The following is a 25934-nucleotide window of genomic DNA, read 5'->3' as shown; positions in this document are numbered from 1 at the left end:
CCTTCTTTGATGAAGTGACAGAATTTAGATAAGTTCGGTTTTGAGTTGCAATTCTCACAAATCAAATAGGATTGCTATATATGAAAGAGTAATTTTCAAATGACCATTTACTTTTATAAGGTTTGGCAGCCTTATGGCTGTTTTTCTAACTTTTCTCCCCACGGAATCCATATCCAGGACACTTACTGGGCAACTGTTGAGCATTATTATCAAGCACAAAAGTTTGTTGGCAGCAAAGATGCGGCAATTATACCCCTCATCCATGCCGCCGCCACCCCAGAAGAAGCTGCCGCCTTGGGAAGATGTAGCACTCGCCAACTCCGTCGAGACTGGGATTTAGTCAAAACGCAAATTATGCGAGAAGCTGTACTCAAAAAGTTTCTCACTCATGCTGATATTAGAGAAGTTCTGCTGAAGACAGGCGATGAGCTTTTGGTTGAAAACTCCCCAACCGATTCTTTTTGGGGCTGTGGTGCTAATAAAGCAGGTCTTAACCATCTCGGTAAAACTCTCATGAGTGTGCGTGAAGAAATTCGTAATTTACTATCTTTAACGGGAATTTACGAATAATTTCATCAAAATATAGGAATTCGGTTTGATTCCTGTTCGCGCAGCGTGGCGTAGCTATATTTACTTGCGTGGGCAGGGAATGGGGAATAGGAAAGAAGGGATAGATCCGCACTGAGTCTTGTCAAAAAATCAAATAGGAGTTTTATAGTTACATTTAATATAAAATCAGTAATTAGACGGGGAATATTAAAATTCTCCAGTCATTTTTTTTGAAAAATTGCCAATAATTAAATCAACTTCATTTAAGGCTTAAATCTCTCTAAAGCCACTTAATAAAGAGCAAGTTCAAGACCATTTGATTTATTAGTGACATTTTGTATTAGCAATATTCAAAGCATTGTTTTACATGGCTTACAATACTTGAATTTCTTGCTAAATTGGTAAACTAGTCATTATTTTTGCGAAAAAAGCTTATTGCTATTGAGAATATACAATGTAGTTTAAGGCTTTGGGACTTGTAGGAGCGATCGCCCTTGTAAATATTAAGAAATATCTGACTAATACATAGTTTTTCAAGGGGAACCACTGTGGTCTTTAGGGAGCTTTCGAGGCAAAAATGGTAAAGAAAATAAGGTAATGATGAAGATATTATTTAAGTAAAAATACTGAAATATTTTAATGATTAAGAATATAAAATCAATAAGTGTCAATGTTTAAATTTTTATTTACTTTAAAATTGAAAGGATATTTGAAAAGTCACAAATGATACACCAAATAGTTTGATATCTCCCTAAATCAACTTTCTTAGGACTACGGGAATTAAGCAAAATATCTAATACTTTTCAAATACCCTTTAATCCATTTCTAAAAAAATTGCAACAGATGTACGGCCCTCGCAATGTCTTTGTCGCAGAAATTTATCGAAATGGAATAAAAATCAAGGCATTGTAAATTTAAATTTATCATTAAAGACAACTTATAAAAAAATATACTTCAGTCATGGTGTACATAAGCAATGACATCTACCGATAAACCAAACGGCTTGCAGCAAAGCTTAGAGCAAGAAAGCTTACTGCACCGGATGATCAAACAAATTAGGCGATCGCTCGATCTTCAAGAAATATTAACAACTACCGTTACTGAAGTACGGTCATTTTTACGTGCAGATCGAGTGAAAGTATATCGTTTTGATACTAGCGGTAGTGGTGAAGTCATTGCTGAATCTATTCATAACGAGCGTCTGCCATCTTTGTTGGGGTTGCGCTTTCCAGTTCATGATATCCCCGAAGCGGCCAGAGAGATGTTTTTGTTGGCGGGGCAACGTTCAATTGTCGATGTAGCAAACCATAAAATCGGGCTATCACCTCTACAATCAACAGAAACTGGCAAACACCTACAAACTAATATCTACTATCGCAAAGTAGACCCGTGCCATATTCAATACTTAAAGGCAATGGGGGTGCAATCTTCTTTAGTAGTGCCAATTTTAGATAGCGATCCACAACAATCGGCAAAGCCTAAATTGTGGGGATTGTTGGTATCTCACCAGAGTAAACCGCGAAAGATTTTGAAGCGGGAAATCAAAGTATTGCAGCAAGTTGCCGATCAGGTTGCGATCGCGATCGCTCAAAGTAATCTACTCACAGCAGCGCTTACCCAGCAAAAACAAGAAGCTACTATTAACCGAGTCACCACACTATTGCATAAACTACCAACAATCCAATTACAGGGAGCTATTGAAGAAGTTATTACCGCATTCAGCGGAGTCGGTGGTAGGCTTTACATTGAACAGAGTCGGGAACTATACACCTGGGGCGACCAACCCACACTACCCTACGAATTAGATAGCAGCATTATTGAACAGCATCCTACATGGCAAAACTGGATGACTGAGTGTCAACCAGGCAATATTTGGGCAACCTCTGACCTATATAAAGAACCGCATTTGCGAGTTTTAGCTTTAGCATTTCGTTCTACTCAAATTCGCGGACTGATGGTGATTCCCCTGCATTACCGGGAACAATTTATCGGTGTATTAAGCATTTTTCGCGCTGAATTTGAAACGGAAATCTTGTGGGCGGGACGATGCGAACAAAATCGGCGACAACTTTTACCCCAGCTTTCCTTTGAGATTTGGCGAGAGCAAAAAAAAGGGCTAGCACCTGAGTGGAAACCAGAAGACATGACATTGGCACAAGCCTTGTACGATCATTTTTCAATGGCAATTCAGCAGCAACAGATATATAAAGAAGTACAAGCCCTGAATGCCAACTTGGAACTGCGGGTGCAAGAACAAACTGCTGAACTAGAAAAATCATTACTCCTCACCAAGGTAATCAAGCAAATCACAGAGCAGATCCGCAGGACATTGGACTTGCAGACAACCTTGCAAACTATTGTCTCCGAAGTTCGCTCACTGCTAAATTCAGACCGGGTAGTGATTTTCCAACTGAACAGTAAATCGGTGATTGTGGAAGAGATGAATGGTAATTGGCAGTCAGTTTTGGGAGTGAATGCACCACCAGAATGCTTTCCTAATGAGCATAGGGATTTATACTCTCAGGGTAGAGTACGGGCAATTAACAATGTTTCAACCGATTCTTTAAGTGATTGTCATCGAGAGTTTTTACAAAGTCTGCAAATTCAAGCAAACCTAACAGTTCCGATTAACATAGGTATAGAACTATGGGGCTTACTAATTGCCCATGAATGTAATACTCCCAGAAATTGGCAGGATGTAGAAATTGATTTATTGCAGCAGTTAGGAGATCAGGCTGCGATCGCCATTCAACAAGCACAACTCTACGAACAAACCTGTAAAGCTGAAACTGAAGCCAGAAATAAAGCTGGAGAGTTAGGACAGACTCTACATAAACTCCAAGAAACACAGACAAGATTGATTCAAACCGAAAAAATGTCCGGCTTAGGACAGTTGGTGGCGGGTATCGCTCACGAAATCAACAACCCCGTTAACTTTATCTACGGTAATCTGTGCCACGCCAGTGACTACATCGAACAACTGCTAGAAATTTTACGCCTCTACCAGCTACACTACCCCGATCCTCATAGTGAAATTAGCGCTGCGATCGAAGCAGTGGATTTTGAATTTTTGGTAGAAGACCTCCCAAGAATCATTACCTCAATGCAAGTAGGAAGCGATCGCATCCGTTCAATAGTGCTGTCGTTACGCAATTTTTCTCGCTTGGATGAGGCTGAAAACAAGCGCGTTGACTTGCATGAAGGCATTGACAACACCTTATTAATTTTACAACATCAGCTGAAAGGAAATGGTAAATTTCCAGGCATTCAGGTAATCAAAGACTATGGCAACATCCCAAAGGTAGAATGCTATGCCGGCCAAATGAATCAGGTATTCATGAATATTTTCAGCAATGCCATAGATGCTTTAGAAATGGGGACTGCGGAGGAAGACAAAGAGAATAAGCCATCTCCAGTGCCTACTATCCGCATTTCCACTAAAATCTCAGCAGATAACTCTCGTCTATTGATTCGTATTAGTGACAATGGGCCTGGAATGATTCCAGAGATAAAAAAGCGAATTTTTGACCCATTTTATACTACCAAACCTGTGGGTAGGGGTACAGGACTAGGATTGGCAATCAGCTATCAGATTATTGTCGAAAAACATGGTGGAATAATGGAGTGCATTTCAGAACCGGGCATTGGTACAGAGTTCTGGATTGAAATTCCCGTCAAGCCTCCAGCTAAAATAGTTTACTCAAGGTAGAGGAATAGATTTTCTATCTTATTTTCAGAATGTTAGTTTCAAAACTTAAAATTTGAATTAGTAATTACTTTGTTCATCCAAAAGGTTGATGATATTTTTTGAAAATAGGCTAAAGAAAAGATTTAGAAGTTATCCCATTACTGCAATATATTGACTTTGATTACACAATACTTTAAAAGTAAAGTTTCGTTGCAAAAAAACTCCCTTCCATCGATGAGTGATAATCTAATAATTGAAGCTCATAAAAAAGCTTCCCTGGCAGATATAACAGCTGCATTTAGAATCGATAAGTAAGAGGTAAAAGACGCTGTTTAACTTACATCTGTCTCGTCAAAACACAGCAACACCCAACGCGAAAACTGCTATTTACTCAAATGTGGAAGATTAGGGGGCGCTGTCACTAGATTTCATAACTTGTTTACACAAGCGATGAAAATTAGTACATCCCTGCATCTGATAAACAACGAGAGAAGATAGTTCAGCGAGTAGATGCTTGGGTGTTGTTGTGTTTAAAGAGAAGTCTAAGATATGAACTCCTCTTGGTGTAAGATTATACTAAGCTAAATAGTGAAAAATAATTTAAATAGCGCCTTATGTCAATTATTGCGCTCAGAGCGTGGTATCTACAGGATTACGAGCCGATTCCAGAACTAGAAAAACGTCCGCCAGACATTCGCTTGAGCAAAAAAAGCCTGCTGAGATCGGCATTGCGGGCAGACTTTTTAGAAGAGAGCGACGAAGTTAAGAAATCAACTTGGTTTGGGCGCTATCTAGAAGGGGAAAATATTGAATTTTATATTGAAGGAAGTGGTGGCTATTGCGTCGCCAACATTGACTTAATTAGTCATGAAATTTATTTTACCAAACAGGCACTGTTGGCTCAGTTAGAACCAACTATTTTTTTATCCTATCAAACTGAGTATGCCGCTGCGACAAATGCTCTTAGAGAAGAACTGCGAAAAAGTTTAGAAAGTTTAAACTTGCGATCGCGCCTTCCTCTAACATTAGTAGAATCCTCTCGCCCCAGTGGTGCTATTCTACGGATTAACCGCACGATCATGCGAAAAATCCGTAAAAGTTTGTTATTTATCGCTGACACCACACCCATCGCTAGTCTTGACGGTAAAGAAACCCCCCAACTAATTCCTAGTCCCAATGTCTGTATTGAGATTGGCTATGCTATTCAAAGTAAGCGATCTGAACAGATTGTACTAGCACAAATGCAACGTCCAGATATTGAAGGACAATTTCCCTTCGACTTACCCACACAGCAAATTTTGCAATTCCAAGACATCACAGAACTAAATAAAATCCTGACAGGAACAATTCAAAATCAGCTAGCCCGATTCAAATTGTTTTTTTGAGCAATATTTATGATGTAAATCAAAATAATTGGACAGGTTTCTTTTGCAGCTTAGAAGTAATCGAGCTTACCCGATCGACCACAGAAATCATATATTTGTAATCTGGTACTTGTCCGTTGGGTACATACCCTACTTCTTGAGCTAAACCAGAAGGCGCATCACTCATCACTTTGCGGATGAACTCTTGACGGTTACGTTCTACATTCGGGCCAATCAAGACCACGCCTAATGGTACATAGTGAGGGTCTTTAAACAGTATGCGGAATTCCGTGGGAGCCAACTGTGAACCGTAGAGAGCCAATTCCGCCTCTGAGACAGCACAGGCGATCGCTTTTCCTCGAGCCACCAATTCCAGCGCGGCTTTAGGTGTGGGTGCAAATAGGATCTCAGCTAGTGTTGTACCATAAAGATTGTAAAGAGGAAAATAATATCCTGTTGCTGAACCTAATTGACCTAAAGCCACTGTTTTACCTTGCAGTTGCTTCAATTCGGTAATTGGATTGTCTTTGCGAACAACGAAAATTGAGCGCAAATTATTAATACCTATTAAAGGAAATAGGGGAGCATATTGGTGACGTGCGATCGCAATAGCCGCTAAACCTGGTGGAGCAAATACTAATGACCAAGCACGAGCTTCTAGGCGCTCAACCGCTCTATTTTCATTAAAAACCGGCTCTAACTGAATATATGAGTTTGTTTTTTCACCTAAATAACTATTAAATTTAGCATATTGATTAATTATCTGTTCGCCTCCACCATAGTTGAGAACACCAACAGTTAACGTACCATTAATATCATTTGGTGATTGACAAGCAGCAAATGTCAAACCTAGCAGATTAAACAGAAATAAACGTCGGGGAAGTCGCAAAAACATCACTAATTATTGGTTAAGGAAGTAACTTGGTTTTCAGAACTAATTTAGATAAGTTTGACTGCTGCCTAAATAGGTTATATTGTGGCAAAAAATTAATATTTATTTAAATATTGTTGAGATGCTTTCTAACAGGTATAAATAAATATTAGACAAACTCAGATACCACCTTCATTGGTTAGGTTATGTTAAACAACATTACATTAAAAAACTTAAAAATTGGTGCTAAATTTAACTTACTTTTAATATTAGTTTTCATAGTCAGTATTATGGGAAGTGGGATTGCCTTATCCAGTGTACTTCAGGGGAGAGCGCAAAATGAAGTAACTTCTCAAGCGCAGATTCTCATTCAAATGGTGAACGCAGTTAGAGATTATACACAAAATCGGATAGATCCCTTATTAGAACCTAGACTAGATACTAACCCAACGTTCATGCCTGAAGTTGTACCAACTTTTTCTTCTAAAGAAGTGTTTGAAAATTTTCGTAAAAAGCCCGAATTTAAAAACTTTTTCCATAAAGATGCAACACTTAATCCAACAAATTTAGCGGATAAAGCTGATAATTTTGAAACTCAACTTGTAGAACGTTTTCGCAATGAATCCAAAACTCAAGAAATTACAGGCTTTCGGAAATTGTCAGAAGGCGAAGTATTTTACATAGCGCGGCCATTAAAGATTACACAACAGAAATGTCTGCGATGTCATTCTACACCAGATCAAGCTCCTAAAAGTCAGTTGGCAACTTATGGCTCGGAAAATGGTTTTGGCTGGCAACTTAATCAGATTGTTTCTGCTCAAATAATCTCTGTTCCTTCCCAAGAAATTTTTGCCAATGCCAAACGGACTTGGATATTAATCATGGGGCTGTTAATAACTATCTTTGCGATCGTAGTTTTCTTAATTAACTTTTTAATCAAAAAATATGTGATTCAGCGCATCAGAAAAATTGAAAAAATAGCTCAAAAAGTTAGCATTGGTGATATGAGCGCTGATTTTGAAGAAAGCTCTAATGATGAGATTGGTGGGTTAGCAGAAGCATTTAATCGGATGAAAGCTAGCTTAAAAATAGCTATGGAGATGTTGAATAACCAAGGCTGATAATTCGTAATGACGCTCTCTACGAGACGCTAAAAGCGTAGCTTGCTTCTCTGTAAGAGTACGCGGGCTCGCTACCGCTACGCTAACGTAATTAACGGATAAATAAAGACAATATTTAAAATATCAAGAAAGTAAGCGTTGCTGAAATCTCAAAGATTTTTGAGGTTCGGGAATTTGTGATGCTAAAAGTTGCACAAATTCTGCACGAGAAATTTGCCCAGATGACTTAACAGCTTTTTGGACTAGAAACTTAGCTATTGGACCAATCAAATCAGCCAATTCTCGCTCACACTGATGCACAAAGCTATCGCTGATTACTTGAGATTCTTGGCTTGGTAAATTATTGGACTTAATTTCAGATTTAACAGTAAATTCCTGTAGTAGAGTAGGTTTCTCTAGTAAAAACATTGTTTTCTTCTTAAAATCAATTTGTTGATTTTCTCGAAGATGAAGGGCTAATTGATTAATTAATTCTTCATGGTTGGTTACTGATGCCGCTATTTGTCGTAGTAATCTTGAAGCGACGGGGCCGACAAATTCCAAAAGAATCTTTTCTAAGCGGCTATAATTTTCCGCAGACAGGATGGAAGCAGGCGGATACTCAATTGAGTTTTGTTGAGAAAGTGAAGCTTGATATGGTTGTCTAAAAGATGGTGATTGAAGTGATTGCGCTTCTACTTTACTATCAAGATTCTTAAGCACCTGTAAAACTTCAGCTGCAGATTGATAGCGCTGTTTAAAGTGATGTAGCACCATCTTAGATAGCACAGATGCCAACTCAGAACTGACATTAGCCTGATGTTGCCAAGAAATTTCACCAGTATCTTGATCTTCCTCAAAGTTAATAGGATGTAACCCCGTTAGCGATTGGATACCAATAATACCCAAAGAATAAATATCGCTGTTGGAACGGGGCTTACCTTGCCCCTGCTCTGTAGACATATATCCTGGAGTACCAATGATAATAGTAGCCCCAGTGCGCCCTGAAACTGTAAGCAGTTGAGTTTGGACTTGTTTAACTGCGCCAAAATCAATCAGCACTAGCTTACCGTCTTGTTGCCGCCTGATTATATTGTCTGGTTTGATATCTCGATGGATAACGTTGTGGCTGTGAATAAATTGCAGAATACCCAACATCTGTTGGAGAAGTTGAATCACTTGATATTCTGCCCAAGGTTGATTGGGTAAGAGTTCCGCTTTTAGCGTATGCCCCTCAATAAACTCTTGCACCAAGAAAAACTCTTGGTTATCTTCAAAATAGGCTAAAAGCCGAGGGATTTGGTCATGGTTGCCCAGTTGTTCTAGCGTTTCTGCCTCACTGGTAAATAGCCGTCTAGCAGTTTCGAGAAATTCGGGGCTACGAGTGACGGGCTTAAGGTGTTTGACAACGCATTTCGGGAAACCTGGTCGATGGGTATCTTGAGCTATATAGGTTTGACCGAATCCACCTCCACCTAAGACTTGGAGGATTTGGTAACGTCCGTCTAATAATTGTCCTAACATTGTCTCACTTGCCTTAAGTCCTCAAATTCATCTTGGCACAACTACCAGTTTTGACAAGATTTGTTGAGCTAGATAGTGCTGAAATTCAAAGGTTTTTTGAGGATTGTACTACACACAAGTTCATGACTCCCTAGACTCCAGATGAGCTTGTAACTATATTATTCTTGAAGTTTTAATTCTTCAAAAATCGGCAGTGCCGCAACTTTTGAATTTATTGCTGGTTGAGAGACTACAGTCACGTCTCCCTGTGCAGTTTTATTTACAAAGTAGGTAATTTCCCTAAAGCTCAATTTATAAGCTACTGGTAATAGAGGAAGTTCCGCCGATTTGGAATTCGGATCAACACGATAATCAAGACCACGGTAAATCAAATTATAAGCTGGCCCATGCTGAGAAACTGGTTGAAAGGGCTGTTGTGTTTTTTTACTGTCAACTTTGTTTGGGTCGTATTCGTAGCTTAGACCACGATAGTAAAGTTTCATAAATTTCGCCTCCTGAATAACTAACTGTTGTTCAACAATGTCAATGACTTATCAGAGGTTGATTGGAGAGTTATGCAGGAGCTAATGTAAACTTACATTTTTGAAGGAACCGATTAAAGGATTAGCCGTCTAAAGTGAGGAGTCATTGGGCATTGAAAAGAGGCATTGGGCATTGAACATGAAGAAGAGACAATGGAGACAAGGAAGAGGGGGGAGACAAGAGAGAGACTCGATCAATAATTTCACCTTGTCCCCCTTGTCCCCCTTGTCCCCCTTGTCTTCCTGCCTCCCCTGCTCCCTTGCTTCTTCCCTCTTCCCCACCTCCCGTATGCTTACCCTTTTCATTCAGGGGTTACGTGGTTAACAATGGGTTGAATGTTTTTTAAATGATTCAATCTTATGGCTAGAACTCCAAATGAATATGCCGTATACCTCCTACTGGAAAGCGGCCACCGAGAAGAAGTACGTTTTCCTACTATTCAAGAGTTTCAGAAGTGGTATAGTGGCGAACTTGTGCCAAAATCTGCTTCTAATGACTTTATTAGCGTACCGATCAAAAATATTCAAGGGGAATATATGGTAGTAAGACCTTCTCGGGTTGTGGCAATCCGGGTAGAACCTATTTTTAGTTCCAGTGTTGAAAGATTCAACTAAATGATGAGAAAAACCCTTGCTTTCCTTTCCTTGAGTCTGGGAATTGCCCTTGTAAATCCTTTCTGGTCGGCTGTTGCTCAGGTTCCTAACCTACTGCCGTTGCCAATACCGACTACTCCCGATCTCTCACCAGTGCCAATACCAATCACTCCAGAGATAGCACCACCGCTAAAACCGATCGCCATAGGAAGCGATTGTGCGCTCCAGCAGAGGTGCTTGGGTTGGGATGACCAAATTTGGGGTCAAAGAGGTAAAACAGGGGATCGCAATGCGTTGTTGGCTTCCATTGATAACAGTCTGATCTACTTAACAAAAGGTGAAGCGATCGCAGCATATCAAAATTATCCAATCAAGGAAATTACCCTCGATCGCGTCCGCCGGAGTTTGTTACGTTTCCGCCAACTAGTTGTCAGTTCTAAGTCACCGGCCCAATTACAATCTGCTGTCCGCCGTGAGTTTGTCTTTTACCAGTCTGTAGGCAACGATGGCAAGGGTACTGTTAAATTCACTGCTTACTACGAACCTGTTTACACCGCTAGCCGCGTTAGAACTGCAATATATAAATATCCCCTTTATCGGCTACCACCTGATTTCAGCCAATGGCCGAAACCCCACCCCAAACGAATTGATTTGGAAGGGAAGGATGGTTTACAAGGGAATAAGAGCAAATTGCGCGGTTTAGAACTGCTTTGGTTCCGCGATCGCCTAGACGCATATATGGTACATATCCAAGGTTCCGCCCAAATTAAGTTAACTAATGGCAAAACAACATCAATTGGCTATGCAGGTGGAACTGATTACCCCTGGACTAGTATCGGCAAAGAACTAGCCAAAGATGGCAAACTGCCACTAGATGGATTGACAATGCCGCGTCTAATTAGTTATTTCCGGCAAAAACCACAGGAGTTGAGTAATTATCTGCCGCGCTGGGAGCGGTTTATTTTCTTCCAAGAAACTGGCGGAACCGGTGCTACAGGTAGTATTCACGTACCAGTGACAGCAGAACGTTCCATTGCCACAGATAAGTCTCTCATGCCTCCGGGAGCGTTAGCGCTGATTTACAATTCATTTCCCTATCCTGCTGGGTCTGGCAAACTAGAAAGGCGTACTGTCAGCCGCTATGTGCTTGACCAGGATACAGGAAGCGCCATCAAAGGCCCGGGACGGGTGGATTATTTTATGGGTTCTGGTAAACTAGCAGGCGATCGCGCTGGCATCACAGGCGGTAATGGTTCACTATATTATTTGCTGCTCAAAGAATAATTATTGGGCATGGAGAAGAGGCAAAGGGGCAGGGAGCAGGGAGCAGGGGGAGTAATTAAAATTACCTCTTTCTTTCCCAATTCCCAATTCCCCATTCCCCATTCCCACCTAATACGGCGGATAAGCAAAATCATCTTCATCGGCATAAACGTAAGAGTTAGAAACTCCTGCCATTGCCAATTTAGGCATTTCTGATTTTACAGGTTCCTTCCCAAAATCTTTGTATTCTTCAAAAGTCTTGCAAATCATTGCAGACTCCAGAGAATCCGAAGCTATTAAATATTGAGTTAAAGTCCCTACTGTAGGATGTTTGTAGTCTACAGTTGAAGCAACTAAAACTGTATTTGGTTCAATACCTCTTTCTTCACACTCAATTATCGGGCAAAAAATCCCGTGAGCATGGAACAAAGGGCCTTTTGGTGTTAAAGGTTGCTTGCGGTAAACAGCATAAGCTTTTTCTAGTTCAGCCACGAATCCACTAACTACTTTACCTTGTTGATATTCGCAGTAGGTTTTGCTGAAACTCGCTCCAGCAGCACCATTAAGAGTTAGTTGCAGTGGTGATTCGTGTAAAAACTTTTTATTCTCGCCCACTATAAAAATTAGATAGCGAGTAAAGGTTTTAAATTTAAGTTTATCTGCTAAAAAGGCATCATAATTTTCTTTGAGCGTACCCAGTTTTAGACCACTTTCCCGGTCTTTGACAGACAATGGCCCCCGACGCACTAAAACCAAGTTTGGAGTAGTGCTAATAAAGACCGTTTCTACTCCAGAACTAAATTCATGCTCTACCTGCTGCCAATTATCATCTGGCACAAAGCCGACAGAATTGGCATTGTCTAGTTTAATCGCCAAACCGTGGGATTGCATACCATCTGTGCCATACCGAGGATTAATCATCTGACACCAAGGGATGACTTGAGAAGGCGGTGCATTAAATTTCTCGTCTTCAAAGTCGAAATTAGCAGATGCTTTCATCGTTTTAGGCTATCAAAGTGTTTTATTGAACAAGTTTATCGGCAGGGCGCTGATCCTGGAGAGCCAGAAGGAGAGCGTTGCTACGAGATTTACTCGTGCCTTGCGTATCGCCCTCAAAAGGAGGTCGAACATGCCGTAAAACTAGCATAGTTAGTTTTTCCAGAGTAAAGCAGAATCAATCTATGTTGCAATCCCTATTTCGTTTTGTAACAACAGATCCTTGTCGAAATAGTGCTGGGCACTCAGCACTTATTTCTCAGTATTATTTCTGTGAACACAAAGCAGCGAGAGTCTTTAAATCGGGCACTTCTAAGTCAGGTTGACGTACTGCCGCTCCTGTGATGTTGACTCCTTGTTTATCTGCTCGACGGTTTACCCAAACTGTTGATAGTCCCATAGATTTGGCTGTCACAATATCGTGATATACACTAGCAGCAACATGTAATATCTGCTCTAGCGGCAAATCAACTCTCTCAATAGCCAGTTTAAAGTTGTTTAAAGAGGGTTTGTAACTTTTTGCTTGTTCTGCTGTGATTATCTGGTCAAATTCCACCTCCAAGTGTTTTGCAGAAAAAGAAAAGAGATCGTCATCTACATTGGAGATAATTACCAGCCGAAACTTTTGCTTGAGCATTTTAAGTGCCTCTACTGTATCGGGGAAAGGTAGCCAATGCTGAATCGAATCAGCAATTGAATTTAGTTCCTTGACAGTTGGCTCAAAGCCAAATTGTTCGCCAAATTTATCGACTACTGTCTTCAAAACTTCCCGATATTTGATATAATCACCCTTCTCCAGTTCTGCTTCAAATTCAGCAAAAAGTTCCAGAATTTGATCGTCATCTAAATCAGTGTTGTGTGCCAGCAAAAGTGGCTTAAGCGCTCCTAAAATGCCGTTCTCCCAATCAATCAGGGTTCCATAACAATCGAAAGTTAAAGCTTTATACTGTTTGAAGTTAATCATCTTTTTATACTCCAGCTTTGATTAATAGTGTTCAGTTTTCACAAACCAAAAGATGGGTAGATGCCATCTGCGTTGGCGCAGCCCGTCGTAGGCATCACCACATCCACTGTTCTTGAAGTCTCTAAAAATCTCTTATATCAGCTTATCGGCTGCCAAAAGTTGGCAAAGTGAATTATGAGGGTCGTTTTATGCTTACTAACTGCGTTACGAAATCAGTGATAAGCAAAATTGGATGGTTTTTATCCAAAAAATTGATATTGCTAAGTTTAGCGTGTGGGATAATGTTACTTCAGAGAGGAAATTATTCCTAAGTTATAGTTTGTATGCATGTTAAATATCAGGATACACAAGCGAATACCACTGAACAATTGAACTCTACTGGACAGCAATCTCATAGCAAGCTATCTAGACCTTCTTCGGTAGCAGAGACAGTGGTTAAAATGCTAGGAGATATGGGAGTAGAGTATGCCTTTGGTGTTTCGGGAGGTGCGATCGCCCCAGTGTGGGCTGCATTACATCAAAGTTCCATCCAGGTGCTGCACTTTCGCCACGAAGCTGGAGCAGCTTTTGCAGCAATTGAGGCTTACTTTGCTAGCGATCGCCCGGTTGTGGTATTCACTACTACAGGGCCGGGGATCACCAATGCCTTAACAGGGCTGTTGGCTGCCCGTTGGGAGGGAGCTAAGGTAATTTTCGTGTCAGCTTCGACCTCTTCCCCACAGCGCGGTCGGTGGGCTTGTCAAGAAACTAGCACTTACACCATGCCTAGTGCAGGTCTTTTTACTTCGGGGACAATATTCCATTATGCGACAACCCTCGAATCCAGCGATGAACTTTCAGAAGTTGCTCGAAGGATTGCTCTTGGTCTAGGACAACCAGGAGGATTTGTAGCTCATATCAGCATTCCGGCAAACATCCAGACAACTTCAGTAAATACATCTTTGCCACGAGTAACTCTGTCTCAGTCCATGGGAACAGCAAGTGAAGAAACAATCGCAAAATGTGTTCGGTTACTATCTGAGGGGCCGTTTGCCATTTGGGTGGGCTTTGGGGCGCGGGGTGCTGCAAAAGAGATTCGCCAGCTTGCTGAGAGAACAGGGGCTGCCGTAATGTGTTCACCACGAGCTAAGGGTATTTTTCCTGAAGATCATCCTCAGTTTGTAGGCGTTACCGGCTTTGGTGGGCATGATTCTGTTTTCAGGTACATGAGGGAGCAAGTTCCAAGGCACATCCTAGTACTAGGAACACGTCTTGGCGAATTTACCTCCTTCTGGAACCCTGAGATGATTCCCAAGCAAAGCTTTTTGCATGTTGACATCGACCCCAAAGTTCCAGGAAGTGCATATCCATCTGTTGAGACTTTAGCCATCCACTCCGATGTGAGACTTTTTGTAAAAGCTGTGTTGAAATACTTTCCAGAGAGTCTTAGTTTGTCAACAGCCCTGTCACTACCGAGACCGATACATAATGTAGTTCATCCATGCACTAGCAATCTAGTTCTACCGAATATATTGATGAATGGGATTCAACAGGTAATCGTTGAAGGAAGTGATGCATTGGTGTTGGCTGAGGGTGGAAACTCATTTGCTTGGGCAATTAACTTCTTGCAATTTGCAAAACCGGGACGTTTTCGCGCCAGCACAGGGTTCTCGGCTATGGGTCATACTTGTACTGGTATCGTTGGCGCTGCGCTAGCACGTCGAGGTAAAGCCGTCGCCATTGTTGGAGATGGTGCTATGCTCATGAACAACGAGGTAAACACTGCGGTAGCCTACCAAATTCCTGCCGTCTGGATTGTACTCAACGACGGGCGTTACAATATGTGCGAACAGGGGATGACGTATGTGGGTTTCAAGGATGTGGATGCAACGATTCCCCAAGTGGATTTTGTCAAGATTGCTCAGGGTATGGGAGCTGATGGTATCCGCGTTGAAACAGAGTACGAGATCCAGACGGCGTTGGAAAAAGCGATCGCAGCAACTGACCCATTTGTGGTTGATGTAATCATAGATCCCACCCAAATAGCACCGACTCATAATCGCAATCAAAGCCTAATTTCCCAGGGCGCTACCAACTATTAAGATAAGAGAAAATTTTTTATATGGTGCATTCCCCAGTCGGTATTCGCTCAATTGCACTAAGTTTTCCAACTATTAGACGTACCAATAATTATTACGTAGAAAAGTACCCTGAGCTAATAGCTCAGGCTGAACAAAAAGGATTGGCAAGGATGTTTTCGCTGACTGGAACCCCTCCAGCTAACGAGTTTGATATGGAAATGTTGCCTTATCTCTCAGATCCCTTTCGCGGTACTATTGAGCGCTGGGTGCTGAGTCATGAGGAGTCCTCCTTAACCTTGGAGTATTGCGCGGCAACAGATGCCCTGAATGCAGCCAAACTTTCTATTAATGATATTGATTTGATGATTGTGGCCTCAGTTTGGCCTGAACAAATTGGATTTGGCAATGCCGCCTTTCTCGCCCGTAAACTCGGTCTTGTAGGTGCTGCATGGAATCTTGATGGAACCTGTGGGAGTACGCCAGTTGTACTTCAAACAGCCTCTGCTTTGGTGCGAGCGGGAGAGTATCGCAATGTACTGGTAGTTATTTCATGTTCGTATTCTCGCGTTTTTGACGAGCAAGATACTGTGTCTTGGTTTCTTGGTGATGGTGCTGGAGCTTTTGTAGTCAGTTCAATGGAAGGAAATCAGGGTATTCTTGGTACTAAGACAGTTCATACAGGTGCGCTGTGTGAGGTCGTATCTGCTGAACTGACAAAGGATGAACAAGGAAATTCACGAGTCCGTATGCAGACTGGTAACGGTGCGAAGGCTCTACGAGAAACGGCTGCGGAGTTTCTTTCTATATGTTGTGAGGGTGCGATCGCATCTGCTGGTGTAACGTTAGAGCAAATCGACTTTTTTCTTTTCAATACCCCTACTGCTTGGATGACACGCTTCTGCACGCGGCTACTAAATATTAACCCAGAGCGCACGATCGATCTCTACCCTCTATATGCAAATATAGGGCCAGTACTGACTGTGGCAAATCTCTATCATGCTGCACATTTGGGTAAGATTCACGAAAATGACTTAGTTCTCATTTATGGTTCTGGTGCAGCAGGTGTTGCCTCTGCAAGTGTAATGCGCTGGGGTAATGTGGCGTTAGCCCTTCATCCTCTTGAAAGTTCTAAATTAGCAAAAACAGTTTTCTAGAAAGAAGCGATATTTTTCTCAGGCCATCTTTACAAGTTTTAAATTAGATTAAGGAATTAACTGTGCAAAGACAAATTATAACAACAGCATTTTTGCTGGTATCTTTGATATTTCCAATCAAAGTATTAGCAAAAGATTATGACAATATTTATGTCTTTGGAGACAGTTTATCTGATATTGGTAATGTATTTAATGCCACTAATGGAATTATTCCCCCAAGTCCAACATACTATGATGGGCATTTTTCTAATGGCCCAAATTGGGTTGATTATCTTGCCTCCGATCTAGGATTAACATCAAACCTGAAAAATAACTTTGCTTTTGGTGGTGCGACTACAGGAATTGAGAATATTGGTTTAGCTACTTTACCAGGATTACAGCAACAGATAAATAACTTTGTAGCAGCAGAAACTGCCGATCCTAATGCTCTATATATTATTTGGGCTGGAACTAATGACTACCTAAGTTACTTTTTCGATGGGGAGCCAAATCCTAGCAATACAGTGGCAAATTTATCAACAGCGTTGACATCACTTGTTGCTGATGGCGCTAAAGATATCATGGTCGTCAACTTACCAGATTTGGGAAAATCACCTTTTGCAAATTTCACCAGTGAACGTTCCAACTTATTTAGCACATTTAGCAGCGAACATAACTCTAGCTTGAATACAGAACTCAAAACTTTGAGTCAACAATTAAGTCCTGATATCAACATTATAGAACTGAATGTTAATTCTCTATTTGATAGGATCGTTGCTGCTCCAGAGGAATTCGATTTTACAAACGTTACTAACTCTTGCATTAGCAAAGACTTATCAGTAGTGCCTATAGATGTTCCCACACAACAAGTTTTTTGTAACCCTGAAGAATTTTTGTTTTGGGATGAAGTGCATCCTACAACTACTGCTCATAAGCTAATTGGAGAATTAGCCTTCTCAGCGCTTCAGCCAGTACCAGAAGCATCTGCTGGATTAGGAATCCTAGCATACAGCATTTTAGGTGCAGTTTCGCTATTGAAACGCAAAATAACTAATTGAATTAGCACTTGTTCCCAAGCTGGCTTAACTTTATATTATGACTCTAATATGAAGTCTCCTTTAATACTCAACTGCTCCTAGAGCTTTTAAAGTATCCTTCTGAGACTCAGTTAAGCCACTTATGCTAGTGATATTCATTCCCTCATAAGGATTTTTACTTTTCAAAGTTTTCAAACATTCACCTGTTTGTACATCCCAAATCTTAATTGTCTCATCTTCACTACAACTGACCACAGTCTGATCGTCAGAACGAAAAGTGACTGACCAAACCCATCTAGTATGTCCTAATAAAGTTCTTAAACAGCTACCTGTGTTAACATCCCAAAGCTTAACTGTTTGGTCTCCACTACCACTCGCCAGTATACGACCATCCGAACTAAAAGCGACCGAATATACAGTATTTGTATGGTCTTGCAAAGTTCTAATACACTGACCAGTGCTGACATCCCAGAGTTTAATCGTTTGGTCTCCGCTACCGCTAGCTAGCATACCACCATTTGGGCTAAAGGCAACTCCCCAAACCCACTCGGTATGGCCTTGTAAAGTATGAAGGCACCTACCAGTACGAACATCCCAAAGTTTCACTGTTTGATCGTGACTACCACTAGCTAATACATGACTGTCAGGACTGAAGGTGACTGACCATGTTCTACCACTATGTTCTCGTAAAGCATTGAGGCATTGACCAGTGGTAATATCCCATATTCTTATTGTTTGGTCATCGCTACCACTAGCCAAAAAATAGCTGTCGGCACTAAAAGTAACTGATGTAACTCGATTACTATGTCCTTTCAATATTTTAAGGCATTTACTAGTACTTAGATCCCATAACCTTACAGTTTGGTCTTCGCTACCACTAGCAAGCAAGTGAGCATCAGGGCTAAAGCCAACTGATGTAACTCTCCTACCATGTTCTCGTAAAGTTTTGATACACTTACCAGCCGTAATATCCCACAGTGTCACTGTTTGGTCATTACTACCACTGGCAAGAATATTATTATCAGTTGGGCTGACAGCAACTGACCATATCCCATTGTTGTAACCCTGGAAAGTCTTAATGCATCGACCAGTGCTCATATTCCATAATTTTACCGTTTGATCGTCACTGCTACTAGCACAAATATTTTGATTTATACATATTGCTAACGACCATACCCTACTTTTGTGTCCTTGTAGAGTTTTAAGGCATTGACCACTTACGAAATCCCATACCCTAACTGTTTGGTCATCACCGCAACTAACAAGAGCGCTACCATCTACGCTGAAAGTAACTGAATGTACCAAGTCTGTATGCCCCTGCAAAGTTTTAATATATTTACCAGTACTTGTGTCCCAAAGTTTAACTGTTTGATCATGGCTGGCGCTTGCTATTGTATTACCGTCTGGGCTGAAACAGACTGAGTATACCCGTTGAGTGTGACCTTCTAAAGTGTGAATACATGAATTGCTGTTAATATCCCACAGCCTTACTTTATAGTCATCATTTCCACTTGCCAACACATCACCTTTTGGATTAAAGGCAACAGACCATATACTACAACCATTTTCCTGTAACGTTTTCAAACATTTGCCTGTACTGATATTCCACAGCTTCACCGTTTGGTCATCACTGCCACTAGCAAGAAGCTGACTGTCAGGGTTAAAAGTGACCGAACGAACCCCACCACTATGGCCCTCCAAAGTTTTTAGACACTGACCATTACTGATATCCCACAGTTTTATTGTTTGATCATTACTACCACTGGCAAGAACCTGACCGTCGGGACTAAATGTGACTGACCAAACCCAACCAGTATGACCTTTACAAGTCATAAGTTGCTGACTATTAGCAACTTCGTACAAGCGAATTTCTCCATTGGTATCACCAGTAGCTAAAAGTTTACCATTCGGACTAAAAGCTACCGAAAAAATACCACCAAAGGTTTCAATAAAAACACATTTAGCTAGATGAGCATAAGCAAAATTTACATTATGCAACTTTATATGCTGCAAGTCGGCTTGCCAAATAGTTAGATAAGAAAAATCATAACTACTGAGATCCGTTTCTAAATGATAAAGCAAGTTAAAGACATTTCCTGCTGTATAACTTTGTTCTAGAGGAGATATCTCTCGTAGCGTTGTTAAAATTTGAGCTAAGTGATTTTCTAAGTTTTTTTTACTTCTAAAGGCAGTAAGCAGCCCATCTATAACTGGTTTGATGATAAAGCGAATTTGAGTATCCCTAACATATTCTTTTGCTGTCGCTTTTGTTAGAGCTTTACTCCTGAATAAATAAATATTCTGAGTGAGAATCTCTTCACATACCTGCTCTATCAAGCTACTAGTCACATACTCCATGACCACAGGCTGGAGGGTAAAAAGTAATCCAGTTTTTCCAATTAGCGTAGGCGTAGCTTTCTCGATTAGCGATCGCCTTCCTAAAGATTCTACAGCCTCTAGTAATTTTGATTGTGCAACTGGTGATATAATATCCTCTCGCAATTCTGAGAGTGTAACCGACTCACGATTAATCGCTAGCCAGTACATAATATCCTTTTCTAAATCTGACAAGCGCTCAAACTGCTGCTCTAAAACATCACGAATGTCGCCAAAAACAGCCGTGTCTTGTTGCAAAAATTCAGTGACATTACCACCAAAAATATCTTTAATAGTTGTAGCAACTATCTTTAGGGCTAAGGGATTGCCTCCATAGCGCTCAATCATTACTTTCCATTCATCCTCTACCGCAGATAGCCCTTTGAGTTTTAAGATTTCTTGCCCTTCTGCTATCTTCAAACCACTTAATGGTAATGAGCGAACAGGTATTGCTTGTCCTTCGAGTAATGCTACTTCTTTCGGTTTTTCACGACTAGTCAGTATTAAACAGCTTTGGTGAGTTGCTTCTCCTATTCGTCTAAAAAGCTCACCATATTCCTCATATCCTTCTCGGTAAAGTCCGGCGCGGCTGCCACTGCGGAGAATTGATTCTGCATTATCAAGAATCACCAAACAGCGATGATTTTGCAAATAATAGAGGAGTCTTGATACCTTATCGCTGAAGTTTTCTGGTAAATTGCTTTCTGTTTCTTGTTCGTCAGATAGAAATTGAATCAGGTTACTGAGAATAATTGTAATCGGTGGGGCTTCTCGTAGCGATCGCCAGATCACATACTCGAAGTTGTCCTGAATCTGTTGAGCAAGCTTTATAGACAGCGTGGTTTTCCCAATACCTCCTATTCCTAATAGTGAGACCAATCGACAGTGTTCATTGAGAATCCATTCTTCTAGGGTAGTAAGTTCTTCTGTACGTCCATAAAAAGCTGAGTTAAAGATAGCTTCTCCCCAATCTAGACGATTAATTGAGCTTAAATAGTCATTTTTATCTATTTTTAAATTGAAAGCTGAAAAAAGCTTTTCAATAGTCTGTTTATCAACCCCTCCTTCCCGATTCAAGACTTTCGAGATGGTAGCGGAATATAACCCAGAGCGGGCACTCATTTCTTCAAGAGTATACCTGTTTCCAAAATTTTCTTTTGCTTCTGACTGATGCTTTGCTGCCTTAATTTTTTGTAAACCCTTGGTAGTAAGTGCAACGCCACGCTTTCGTCTCCAATTCTGTAAAGTCATGTATTAACTCACGTTTGGGTAATCGCTATTTAACTCAAAAGAATTATCTACTAGGTTGCTATAGATATGAGGTGATAGTTATCACAAAAGAATAATCTGATGTTGCAGAGGATTTAAAATAGTTGTATGTCAAAAATGTTTACTAATGTAAGCCACCTTTGGCAATCTAATCGTTTTCGTAATTCAACACCGCTTACTTAACAGAAAATCTGGTCTGTGGGTCATTGTTGATACAAGGTCTTCAGCCCAAAGTTTCTTGCACCAACTGCAATAGTTGATTCATTACGTATAATGCTAGTGTTTTATACCTTCGATTTTCAGTAATTTATTTTGGGCTTAAAGCTTAAGTTCAATCTTAAAATCTTGATTTTCACTGGTAAAGACGCTTCTGAATTGGCAAGCTTGATAAGGAAAGTTTGTATATATCTAGCCTATCAATCAATGAATAAAACTGCTGCACTTAAATTTCCCCATTTGGCAACTTCTAGCAAGAAAAAGGCGCTTAAGCGAATTACCTTAAGCTTGACATTAGATGAAGCTCAGAACCTTGAAAAGTATTGTGAACAAACAGGCAAACCAGCAATAGACGTGATTCGTGAACTGATTGAAGCCTTACCTTGACCTGTCAAGTCCCAGTCCAGAAAAATCATAACTAAAGTAGAAGGTGTTGTAGATTTGGACAAAGCTTTTCAGTTTACTCTGATAAGAGTAATTCAAGAGCGGTAATTATAAAATTAGACACTTCCAACTGGATATTTGCTACTTTCTTTACTGTTGTTTGTTGCGAAAATACTAAAAAACAAGGGTTAGAAATTATTCTTTGATAGAAGTGACGACAGAATAAAAATAGTCGCCGAACCGTATAAAGAGTCTCTCAGCCCTGATTTTGCAACTAAATAATAGTTACGTCATCTTCTTTCTGGCGTGCTGCGATCGTTTACGACGAGCGTAGCACGCCTTTACTCAGTTTTTACCTCCCTCTCAATCCTCACCAAAAATTATCCAAATTCTACTGTTTATATCTTGAAAATCAACCAAGGTGAAATGGTTCGCAAATCTACTTTTATTTCGTCTGTGGCAAGGCTCGAATGAGTTCTCTAATCACATCCGTTGCTGGTCTGCCTGTCTGTTGACAATACTTTTCAAGATTCTTGGCTTCATTTGATGCCAGGTTTATAGTGATTCGCTTGACCGCCCATTTTTTGTTCATGCTAAAACAGATAAATCGTGTAATCATAGCTTCAAACCCTGATTTTACCTTTCCAGATGGAAAGTAACCTAAATTTGGGATGTGCTGGCATACCTTTTTAAGGATGGAGAACTTACGCAAAATTGGACGTTGTAGGGGCAATTCATGAATTGCCTCTACCTGAAAATTTTTCTTTTCGGCTATTGTTTGCGTAAGTTCTAGGATGGTTAGGGAAGATTAAGCTTTAACTCAAACCTCTGGGAATATATACCCTAACTACTTTTGTAGTTTAATCTGCACCTTCAATTGGTGCAAAACCTTGGCGCTGAATATTTTCTGTTACCGCGCGTGGTTCTAGGAATTGCAGTAGGTAATCAGGACCGCCTGCTTTAGAACCGACTCCAGAAAGTTTGAATCCACCAAAGGGTTGCCGCCCAACGATCGCTCCGGTAATATTGCGGTTAATGTACAAATTCCCAACTTCAAATTCTGTCTGCGCCTGCTGAATGTGCGAAGGTGTTCGAGAATAAAGTCCACCAGTTAAGGCGTAATTTGTCCCGTTGGCGACTGCTAACGCTTCCTGGAAATCTTTCACCCGAATTACCGCCAGCACAGGGCCAAAAATTTCTTCCTGGGAAATTACCGCATTTGGCGATACTTCACTAAAAATCACAGGGCCAATAAAATATCCTTGTTTGGGTGCTGGTAATTCCAAGGCTACCTCAGCTGATTGCCGACCTATCTCAATATACTTCTGGATGCGATCGCGGGCATTGGCATCAATCACAGGCCCAACTTGGGTACTAGGTAACTCTGCTTCCCCAATGTTCAAGGATTTTGTCGCTTCTACCAATCGTTGCACAAAGGCTTCATAAATCGGTTCCAGCACAATCACCCTGGAAGCCGCAGAACATTTTTGTCCACTGTAACCAAATGCCGATTGCACTACCCCTACAACTGCTTGGTCTAAATCAGCACTTTCATCAACAATGATGGCATTTTTGCCGCCCATTTCAGCAATCACCCGTTTCATGTGCTTTTGTCCGGGTTTTAATATTGCAGCTTCTGCGTAAATTCTACAGCCAACTTCTTGAGAACCCGTAAAAGCAATTACATGCGTATCTGGATGATTTACCAAGTAAGCGCCGACTTGCGAACCCTTGCCTGGCACGTATTGAAACACACCTTTGGGAAAACCAGCATCTATCAAGATTTCTGTGAGTTTGGCTGCAATTACAGAAGATGTTTCCGCAGGTTTAAGAAGAGTACAATTCCCTGAAACCAAGGCTGCGACAGTCATTCCACATGCGATCGCAAGCGGAAAATTCCAGGGAGAAATTACTACAACAATTCCCCGTGGATGGTAGATATAACGGTTAGTTTCCCCGGCAAGGTCATAATTAACACCTTTATCCAGCCTTTCTATCTCATCAGCGTAGTACCGACAAAAGTCTATCGCTTCCGAAACCTCTCCATCAGCTTCCTTAACTGGTTTTCCAACTTCCAAAACTATCCAAGCTGAAAGTTCGGCGCGGCGGAGTTCCATCAAATCACCCGCTTTCCGCAAAATATCAGCGCGTTGTTTCGCAGGTGTTTTTCTCCACCCAGGAAACGCTGCTTTGGCTGCTTGCATCGCCTGTTCAGCCTGTTCAACGCTGATTAAGCCTACTTTACCAACTACTTCACTGAAATTAGAAGGGTTGAGAGAATCAACAAATTCCGGCGTATTAACATATTCCCCATTAATCAACGGCAAATAAGTTTTACCCAATTGTTGACGAACGCTTTGGAAAGCTTGCGCCGCTTTTGTTCTTATCTCTTCCACCGCATAATCGGTATCAGCCGCACCGAGGAAATGAGAGTTAGGAGTTAAAGATTTTCCTTCTTTGACAATTGGCGGCGCTAATAGCTCTTCAATTGGTCTATTTTCGAGATTTTGGCGTAAAAATGAACTATTAGCGGTATTTTCCAACAATCGGCGAATTAAATACGCCATTCCCGGCAATAATTCACCGTAGGGACAGTAAACTCTCACCCGATAACCCCTGTCAACCAATGCCTTAGCAACTTTATCCCCCATACCGTAGAGGACTTGTAATTCAAAGCGACGGCGGGGGACATTTAAACTTTCAGCTATGGCAATGGCGCGAGAGTGCGATCGCACATTATGACTACCAATGGCAGAATACACATATTGATGATTTTCTAGCAATAACTGAGTAATGGTTTCAAAGTTAGCATCAGTTGCCGCTTTGTCGTTGTAAACTGGCTGTTTCCAATGCTTCTGGGATGCTTTGATAGTTTCTTGATCCCAATATGCGCCTTTCACCAAGCGGATTGTCAGCGGATAACCGCGTTCTTTTAACCAAGAAATTACGTTTTTGGCATCTTGCTCGCTATCACGCAGATATGCTTGAATTGTCATGCCAATATCTGTGCGTTGCCGAAATTCTTCTTCTAGTAACAGTTTTTTCAGAATGCTGAGAGTTATGTCCTTATAAGCATACTGTTCCATATCAAAATGCACAGCTGCGCCCAACTCTTTAGCACGGCGTAAGAGAATCCGAATGCGATCGCTAACTCGCTCCTCACTACCCTTAGCATCTAAAGGGTCAAATTGGGAATAAAACGCCGTTAATTTCACAGAAACCTGAACTTTGGGTATCGGTTCACCATCAGCCTCATCAATAGCCGGGATAGCTGCCCAATTCTTTGATGCTTCTACCAATTGTTGCATTAATTCTAGATAGCGTTCTAGATAAGACTGCGCTTCGGCTTCGGTAATCACCGCCTCACCAAGTAAATCAATGGTGAAAGCCATTTTTTCTTTTCGCAGTCGTTCAACTGTTTTGATGACTTGTTTAATATTTTCCCCAGAAATATATTTATGAGCAAGAGTCTCAACAGCTGTACCAACAGTTGTCGCAGCAACTTGACCTGGCATCGAATCAGGGTTAGCAAAGTTTAGCATTCCCTTCAAAGCTGCCGGTAATTCTACAGATTCATCTCCTAAATATTCTTGTAAATGTGAGGCAATTTCTGATTTACTGTGCAAAGCAGGTAGCGTGTCTATAAAGCGAAATAGTTGCACCCGTAATCCAGGATTACTCATCGCCCAAGCTAATAATTTATCATCCCAACGCATTTGATCCCGCAGTGAAGAAAAAAACGAACGATTTTCCTGCGTTGCGGCTAGAAGTTGTTTAGCAATTTCTTGGGTTTTAGCTTCGTAGCTGCTTGTTTGTACTTGTAATACCACTGATAATAAACTCCGTTAATCAAGGCAAGGCTTTTTGTACAAAGCCTGTGTCTTCTATTTTGACGCTTTCATTTAGCTGTCACCATATCTAATGGTTTGCCAAGTTGCAATTTAAGTCTGACAGCAAGAGAATTCTAAGTAGTGGCTTTTTAACGAGCAGAATTTTGAATAACACCGATAATTGGGCATAAGAGA

Annotated in this window: 18 protein-coding genes; 10 read left to right on the top strand and 8 right to left on the bottom strand. The window is 40.9% G+C overall.

The window, feature by feature from the left end:
- The first annotated feature begins 99 nt into the window (after nucleotides 1-99).
- From NPUN_RS26890 to NPUN_RS26880, 3 genes are all read left to right on the top strand, one after another.
- The gene (locus NPUN_RS26890) at nucleotides 100-570 is read left to right on the top strand and encodes an N-glycosidase (protein ID WP_012411586.1); all 471 of its coding nucleotides are present in this window, start codon (nucleotides 100-102) and stop codon (nucleotides 568-570) included.
- 955 nt (nucleotides 571-1525) lie between these two features.
- A complete protein-coding gene (locus NPUN_RS26885; RefSeq protein ID WP_012411585.1) occupies nucleotides 1526-4258 on the top strand; it encodes a GAF domain-containing protein in 2733 nt (910 codons plus the stop codon).
- Nucleotides 4259-4851: 593 nt separating this feature from the next.
- Complete coding sequence (locus NPUN_RS26880) at nucleotides 4852-5622, top strand: hypothetical protein (protein ID WP_012411584.1); 771 nt, start codon at nucleotides 4852-4854, stop codon at nucleotides 5620-5622.
- Between the two features lie 19 nt (nucleotides 5623-5641).
- Here the strand turns inward: NPUN_RS26880 and NPUN_RS26875 are convergent, their stop codons facing one another.
- On the bottom strand, nucleotides 5642-6496 hold the full coding sequence (locus NPUN_RS26875; RefSeq protein WP_012411583.1) for a phosphate/phosphite/phosphonate ABC transporter substrate-binding protein: 855 nt from the start codon (nucleotides 6494-6496) through the stop codon (nucleotides 5642-5644).
- Nucleotides 6497-6678: 182 nt separating this feature from the next.
- On the opposite strand from NPUN_RS26875, the gene NPUN_RS26870 reads away from it, so the two are divergent.
- A complete protein-coding gene (locus NPUN_RS26870) occupies nucleotides 6679-7593 on the top strand; it encodes a Tll0287-like domain-containing protein (RefSeq protein WP_012411582.1) in 915 nt (304 codons plus the stop codon).
- Between the two features lie 123 nt (nucleotides 7594-7716).
- Here the strand turns inward: NPUN_RS26870 and NPUN_RS26865 are convergent, their stop codons facing one another.
- Together NPUN_RS26865 and NPUN_RS26860 are read right to left on the bottom strand one after the other, a co-directional pair.
- Nucleotides 7717-9096 carry a serine/threonine-protein kinase gene (locus tag NPUN_RS26865; protein WP_012411581.1) on the bottom strand — a complete coding sequence of 460 codons (1380 nt, stop codon included), beginning with the start codon at nucleotides 9094-9096 and terminating at the stop codon, nucleotides 7717-7719.
- Nucleotides 9097-9254: 158 nt separating this feature from the next.
- Nucleotides 9255-9578, bottom strand: a complete 324-nt coding sequence (locus NPUN_RS26860) for a DUF4278 domain-containing protein (RefSeq protein ID WP_012411580.1) — start codon at nucleotides 9576-9578, stop codon at nucleotides 9255-9257.
- A 399-nt stretch (nucleotides 9579-9977) separates the two neighbouring features.
- Between NPUN_RS26860 and NPUN_RS26850 the strand changes: the two genes are divergently transcribed.
- Together NPUN_RS26850 and mltA are read left to right on the top strand one after the other, a co-directional pair.
- The gene (locus NPUN_RS26850) at nucleotides 9978-10232 is read left to right on the top strand and encodes a hypothetical protein (protein ID WP_012411579.1); all 255 of its coding nucleotides are present in this window, start codon (nucleotides 9978-9980) and stop codon (nucleotides 10230-10232) included.
- Between the two features lie 3 nt (nucleotides 10233-10235).
- The gene (gene mltA / locus NPUN_RS26845) at nucleotides 10236-11495 is read left to right on the top strand and encodes a murein transglycosylase A (protein WP_041566437.1); all 1260 of its coding nucleotides are present in this window, start codon (nucleotides 10236-10238) and stop codon (nucleotides 11493-11495) included.
- Nucleotides 11496-11603: 108 nt separating this feature from the next.
- Here mltA and NPUN_RS26840 read toward each other — a convergent pair whose 3' ends face one another.
- Both NPUN_RS26840 and NPUN_RS26835 read right to left on the bottom strand, forming a co-directional pair.
- Complete coding sequence (locus NPUN_RS26840; RefSeq protein ID WP_012411577.1) at nucleotides 11604-12473, bottom strand: DUF5895 domain-containing protein; 870 nt, start codon at nucleotides 12471-12473, stop codon at nucleotides 11604-11606.
- 262 nt (nucleotides 12474-12735) lie between these two features.
- Entirely contained in the window at nucleotides 12736-13434 is a 699-nt protein-coding gene (locus NPUN_RS26835; protein WP_012411576.1) for a haloacid dehalogenase type II, read from the bottom strand.
- Nucleotides 13435-13757: 323 nt separating this feature from the next.
- Between NPUN_RS26835 and NPUN_RS26830 the strand changes: the two genes are divergently transcribed.
- From NPUN_RS26830 to NPUN_RS26820, 3 genes are all read left to right on the top strand, one after another.
- The gene (locus NPUN_RS26830) at nucleotides 13758-15515 is read left to right on the top strand and encodes a ScyA-related TPP-binding enzyme (RefSeq protein ID WP_012411575.1); all 1758 of its coding nucleotides are present in this window, start codon (nucleotides 13758-13760) and stop codon (nucleotides 15513-15515) included.
- A gap of 20 nt (nucleotides 15516-15535) precedes the next feature.
- On the top strand, nucleotides 15536-16648 hold the full coding sequence (locus NPUN_RS26825) for a 3-oxoacyl-ACP synthase III family protein (protein WP_012411574.1): 1113 nt from the start codon (nucleotides 15536-15538) through the stop codon (nucleotides 16646-16648).
- Nucleotides 16649-16710: 62 nt separating this feature from the next.
- Nucleotides 16711-17685, top strand: a complete 975-nt coding sequence (locus NPUN_RS26820; protein WP_012411573.1) for an SGNH/GDSL hydrolase family protein — start codon at nucleotides 16711-16713, stop codon at nucleotides 17683-17685.
- A 60-nt stretch (nucleotides 17686-17745) separates the two neighbouring features.
- Here NPUN_RS26820 and NPUN_RS26815 read toward each other — a convergent pair whose 3' ends face one another.
- Nucleotides 17746-21291: a WD40 domain-containing protein gene (locus NPUN_RS26815; RefSeq protein WP_012411572.1), complete on the bottom strand. Its 3546-nt coding sequence runs from the start codon at nucleotides 21289-21291 to the stop codon at nucleotides 17746-17748.
- Nucleotides 21292-21621: 330 nt separating this feature from the next.
- On the opposite strand from NPUN_RS26815, the gene NPUN_RS44905 reads away from it, so the two are divergent.
- Entirely contained in the window at nucleotides 21622-21912 is a 291-nt protein-coding gene (locus NPUN_RS44905; RefSeq protein WP_012411571.1) for a hypothetical protein, read from the top strand.
- A gap of 442 nt (nucleotides 21913-22354) precedes the next feature.
- On the opposite strand, the gene NPUN_RS43640 is transcribed toward NPUN_RS44905, so the two are convergent.
- On the bottom strand, nucleotides 22355-22501 hold the full coding sequence (locus tag NPUN_RS43640) for a ribbon-helix-helix domain-containing protein (protein WP_041565649.1): 147 nt from the start codon (nucleotides 22499-22501) through the stop codon (nucleotides 22355-22357).
- A gap of 268 nt (nucleotides 22502-22769) precedes the next feature.
- Nucleotides 22770-25739 carry an L-glutamate gamma-semialdehyde dehydrogenase gene (gene pruA, locus NPUN_RS26800; protein ID WP_012411569.1) on the bottom strand — a complete coding sequence of 990 codons (2970 nt, stop codon included), beginning with the start codon at nucleotides 25737-25739 and terminating at the stop codon, nucleotides 22770-22772.
- Between the last annotated feature and the right edge of the window lie 195 nt (nucleotides 25740-25934).

Origin of the sequence: Nostoc punctiforme PCC 73102 (genome assembly GCF_000020025.1) — a bacterium.
GTDB lineage: Bacteria > Cyanobacteriota > Cyanobacteriia > Cyanobacteriales > Nostocaceae > Nostoc > Nostoc punctiforme.
This window is presented reverse-complemented; position numbering and strand designations above follow the sequence as displayed.

What these genes read in the sequence shown, in the direction of transcription:
- mltA (WP_041566437.1), top strand. Translation starts at nt 10,236, where the DNA reads ATGAGAAAAACCCTTGCTTTCCTTTCCTTGAGTCTGGGAATTGCCCTT.
- NPUN_RS26875 (WP_012411583.1), bottom strand. Translation starts at nt 6,496, where the DNA reads ATGTTTTTGCGACTTCCCCGACGTTTATTTCTGTTTAATCTGCTAGGT.
- NPUN_RS26870 (WP_012411582.1), top strand. Translation starts at nt 6,679, where the DNA reads ATGTTAAACAACATTACATTAAAAAACTTAAAAATTGGTGCTAAATTT.
- NPUN_RS26865 (WP_012411581.1), bottom strand. Translation starts at nt 9,096, where the DNA reads ATGTTAGGACAATTATTAGACGGACGTTACCAAATCCTCCAAGTCTTA.
- NPUN_RS26815 (WP_012411572.1), bottom strand. Translation starts at nt 21,291, where the DNA reads ATGACTTTACAGAATTGGAGACGAAAGCGTGGCGTTGCACTTACTACC.
- NPUN_RS26850 (WP_012411579.1), top strand. Translation starts at nt 9,978, where the DNA reads ATGGCTAGAACTCCAAATGAATATGCCGTATACCTCCTACTGGAAAGC.
- NPUN_RS26885 (WP_012411585.1), top strand. Translation starts at nt 1,526, where the DNA reads ATGACATCTACCGATAAACCAAACGGCTTGCAGCAAAGCTTAGAGCAA.
- NPUN_RS26835 (WP_012411576.1), bottom strand. Translation starts at nt 13,434, where the DNA reads ATGATTAACTTCAAACAGTATAAAGCTTTAACTTTCGATTGTTATGGA.
- NPUN_RS26825 (WP_012411574.1), top strand. Translation starts at nt 15,536, where the DNA reads ATGGTGCATTCCCCAGTCGGTATTCGCTCAATTGCACTAAGTTTTCCA.
- NPUN_RS26840 (WP_012411577.1), bottom strand. Translation starts at nt 12,473, where the DNA reads ATGAAAGCATCTGCTAATTTCGACTTTGAAGACGAGAAATTTAATGCA.
- NPUN_RS26860 (WP_012411580.1), bottom strand. Translation starts at nt 9,578, where the DNA reads ATGAAACTTTACTATCGTGGTCTAAGCTACGAATACGACCCAAACAAA.
- NPUN_RS26890 (WP_012411586.1), top strand. Translation starts at nt 100, where the DNA reads ATGACCATTTACTTTTATAAGGTTTGGCAGCCTTATGGCTGTTTTTCT.
- NPUN_RS26880 (WP_012411584.1), top strand. Translation starts at nt 4,852, where the DNA reads ATGTCAATTATTGCGCTCAGAGCGTGGTATCTACAGGATTACGAGCCG.
- NPUN_RS26830 (WP_012411575.1), top strand. Translation starts at nt 13,758, where the DNA reads ATGCATGTTAAATATCAGGATACACAAGCGAATACCACTGAACAATTG.
- NPUN_RS43640 (WP_041565649.1), bottom strand. Translation starts at nt 22,501, where the DNA reads ATGAACAAAAAATGGGCGGTCAAGCGAATCACTATAAACCTGGCATCA.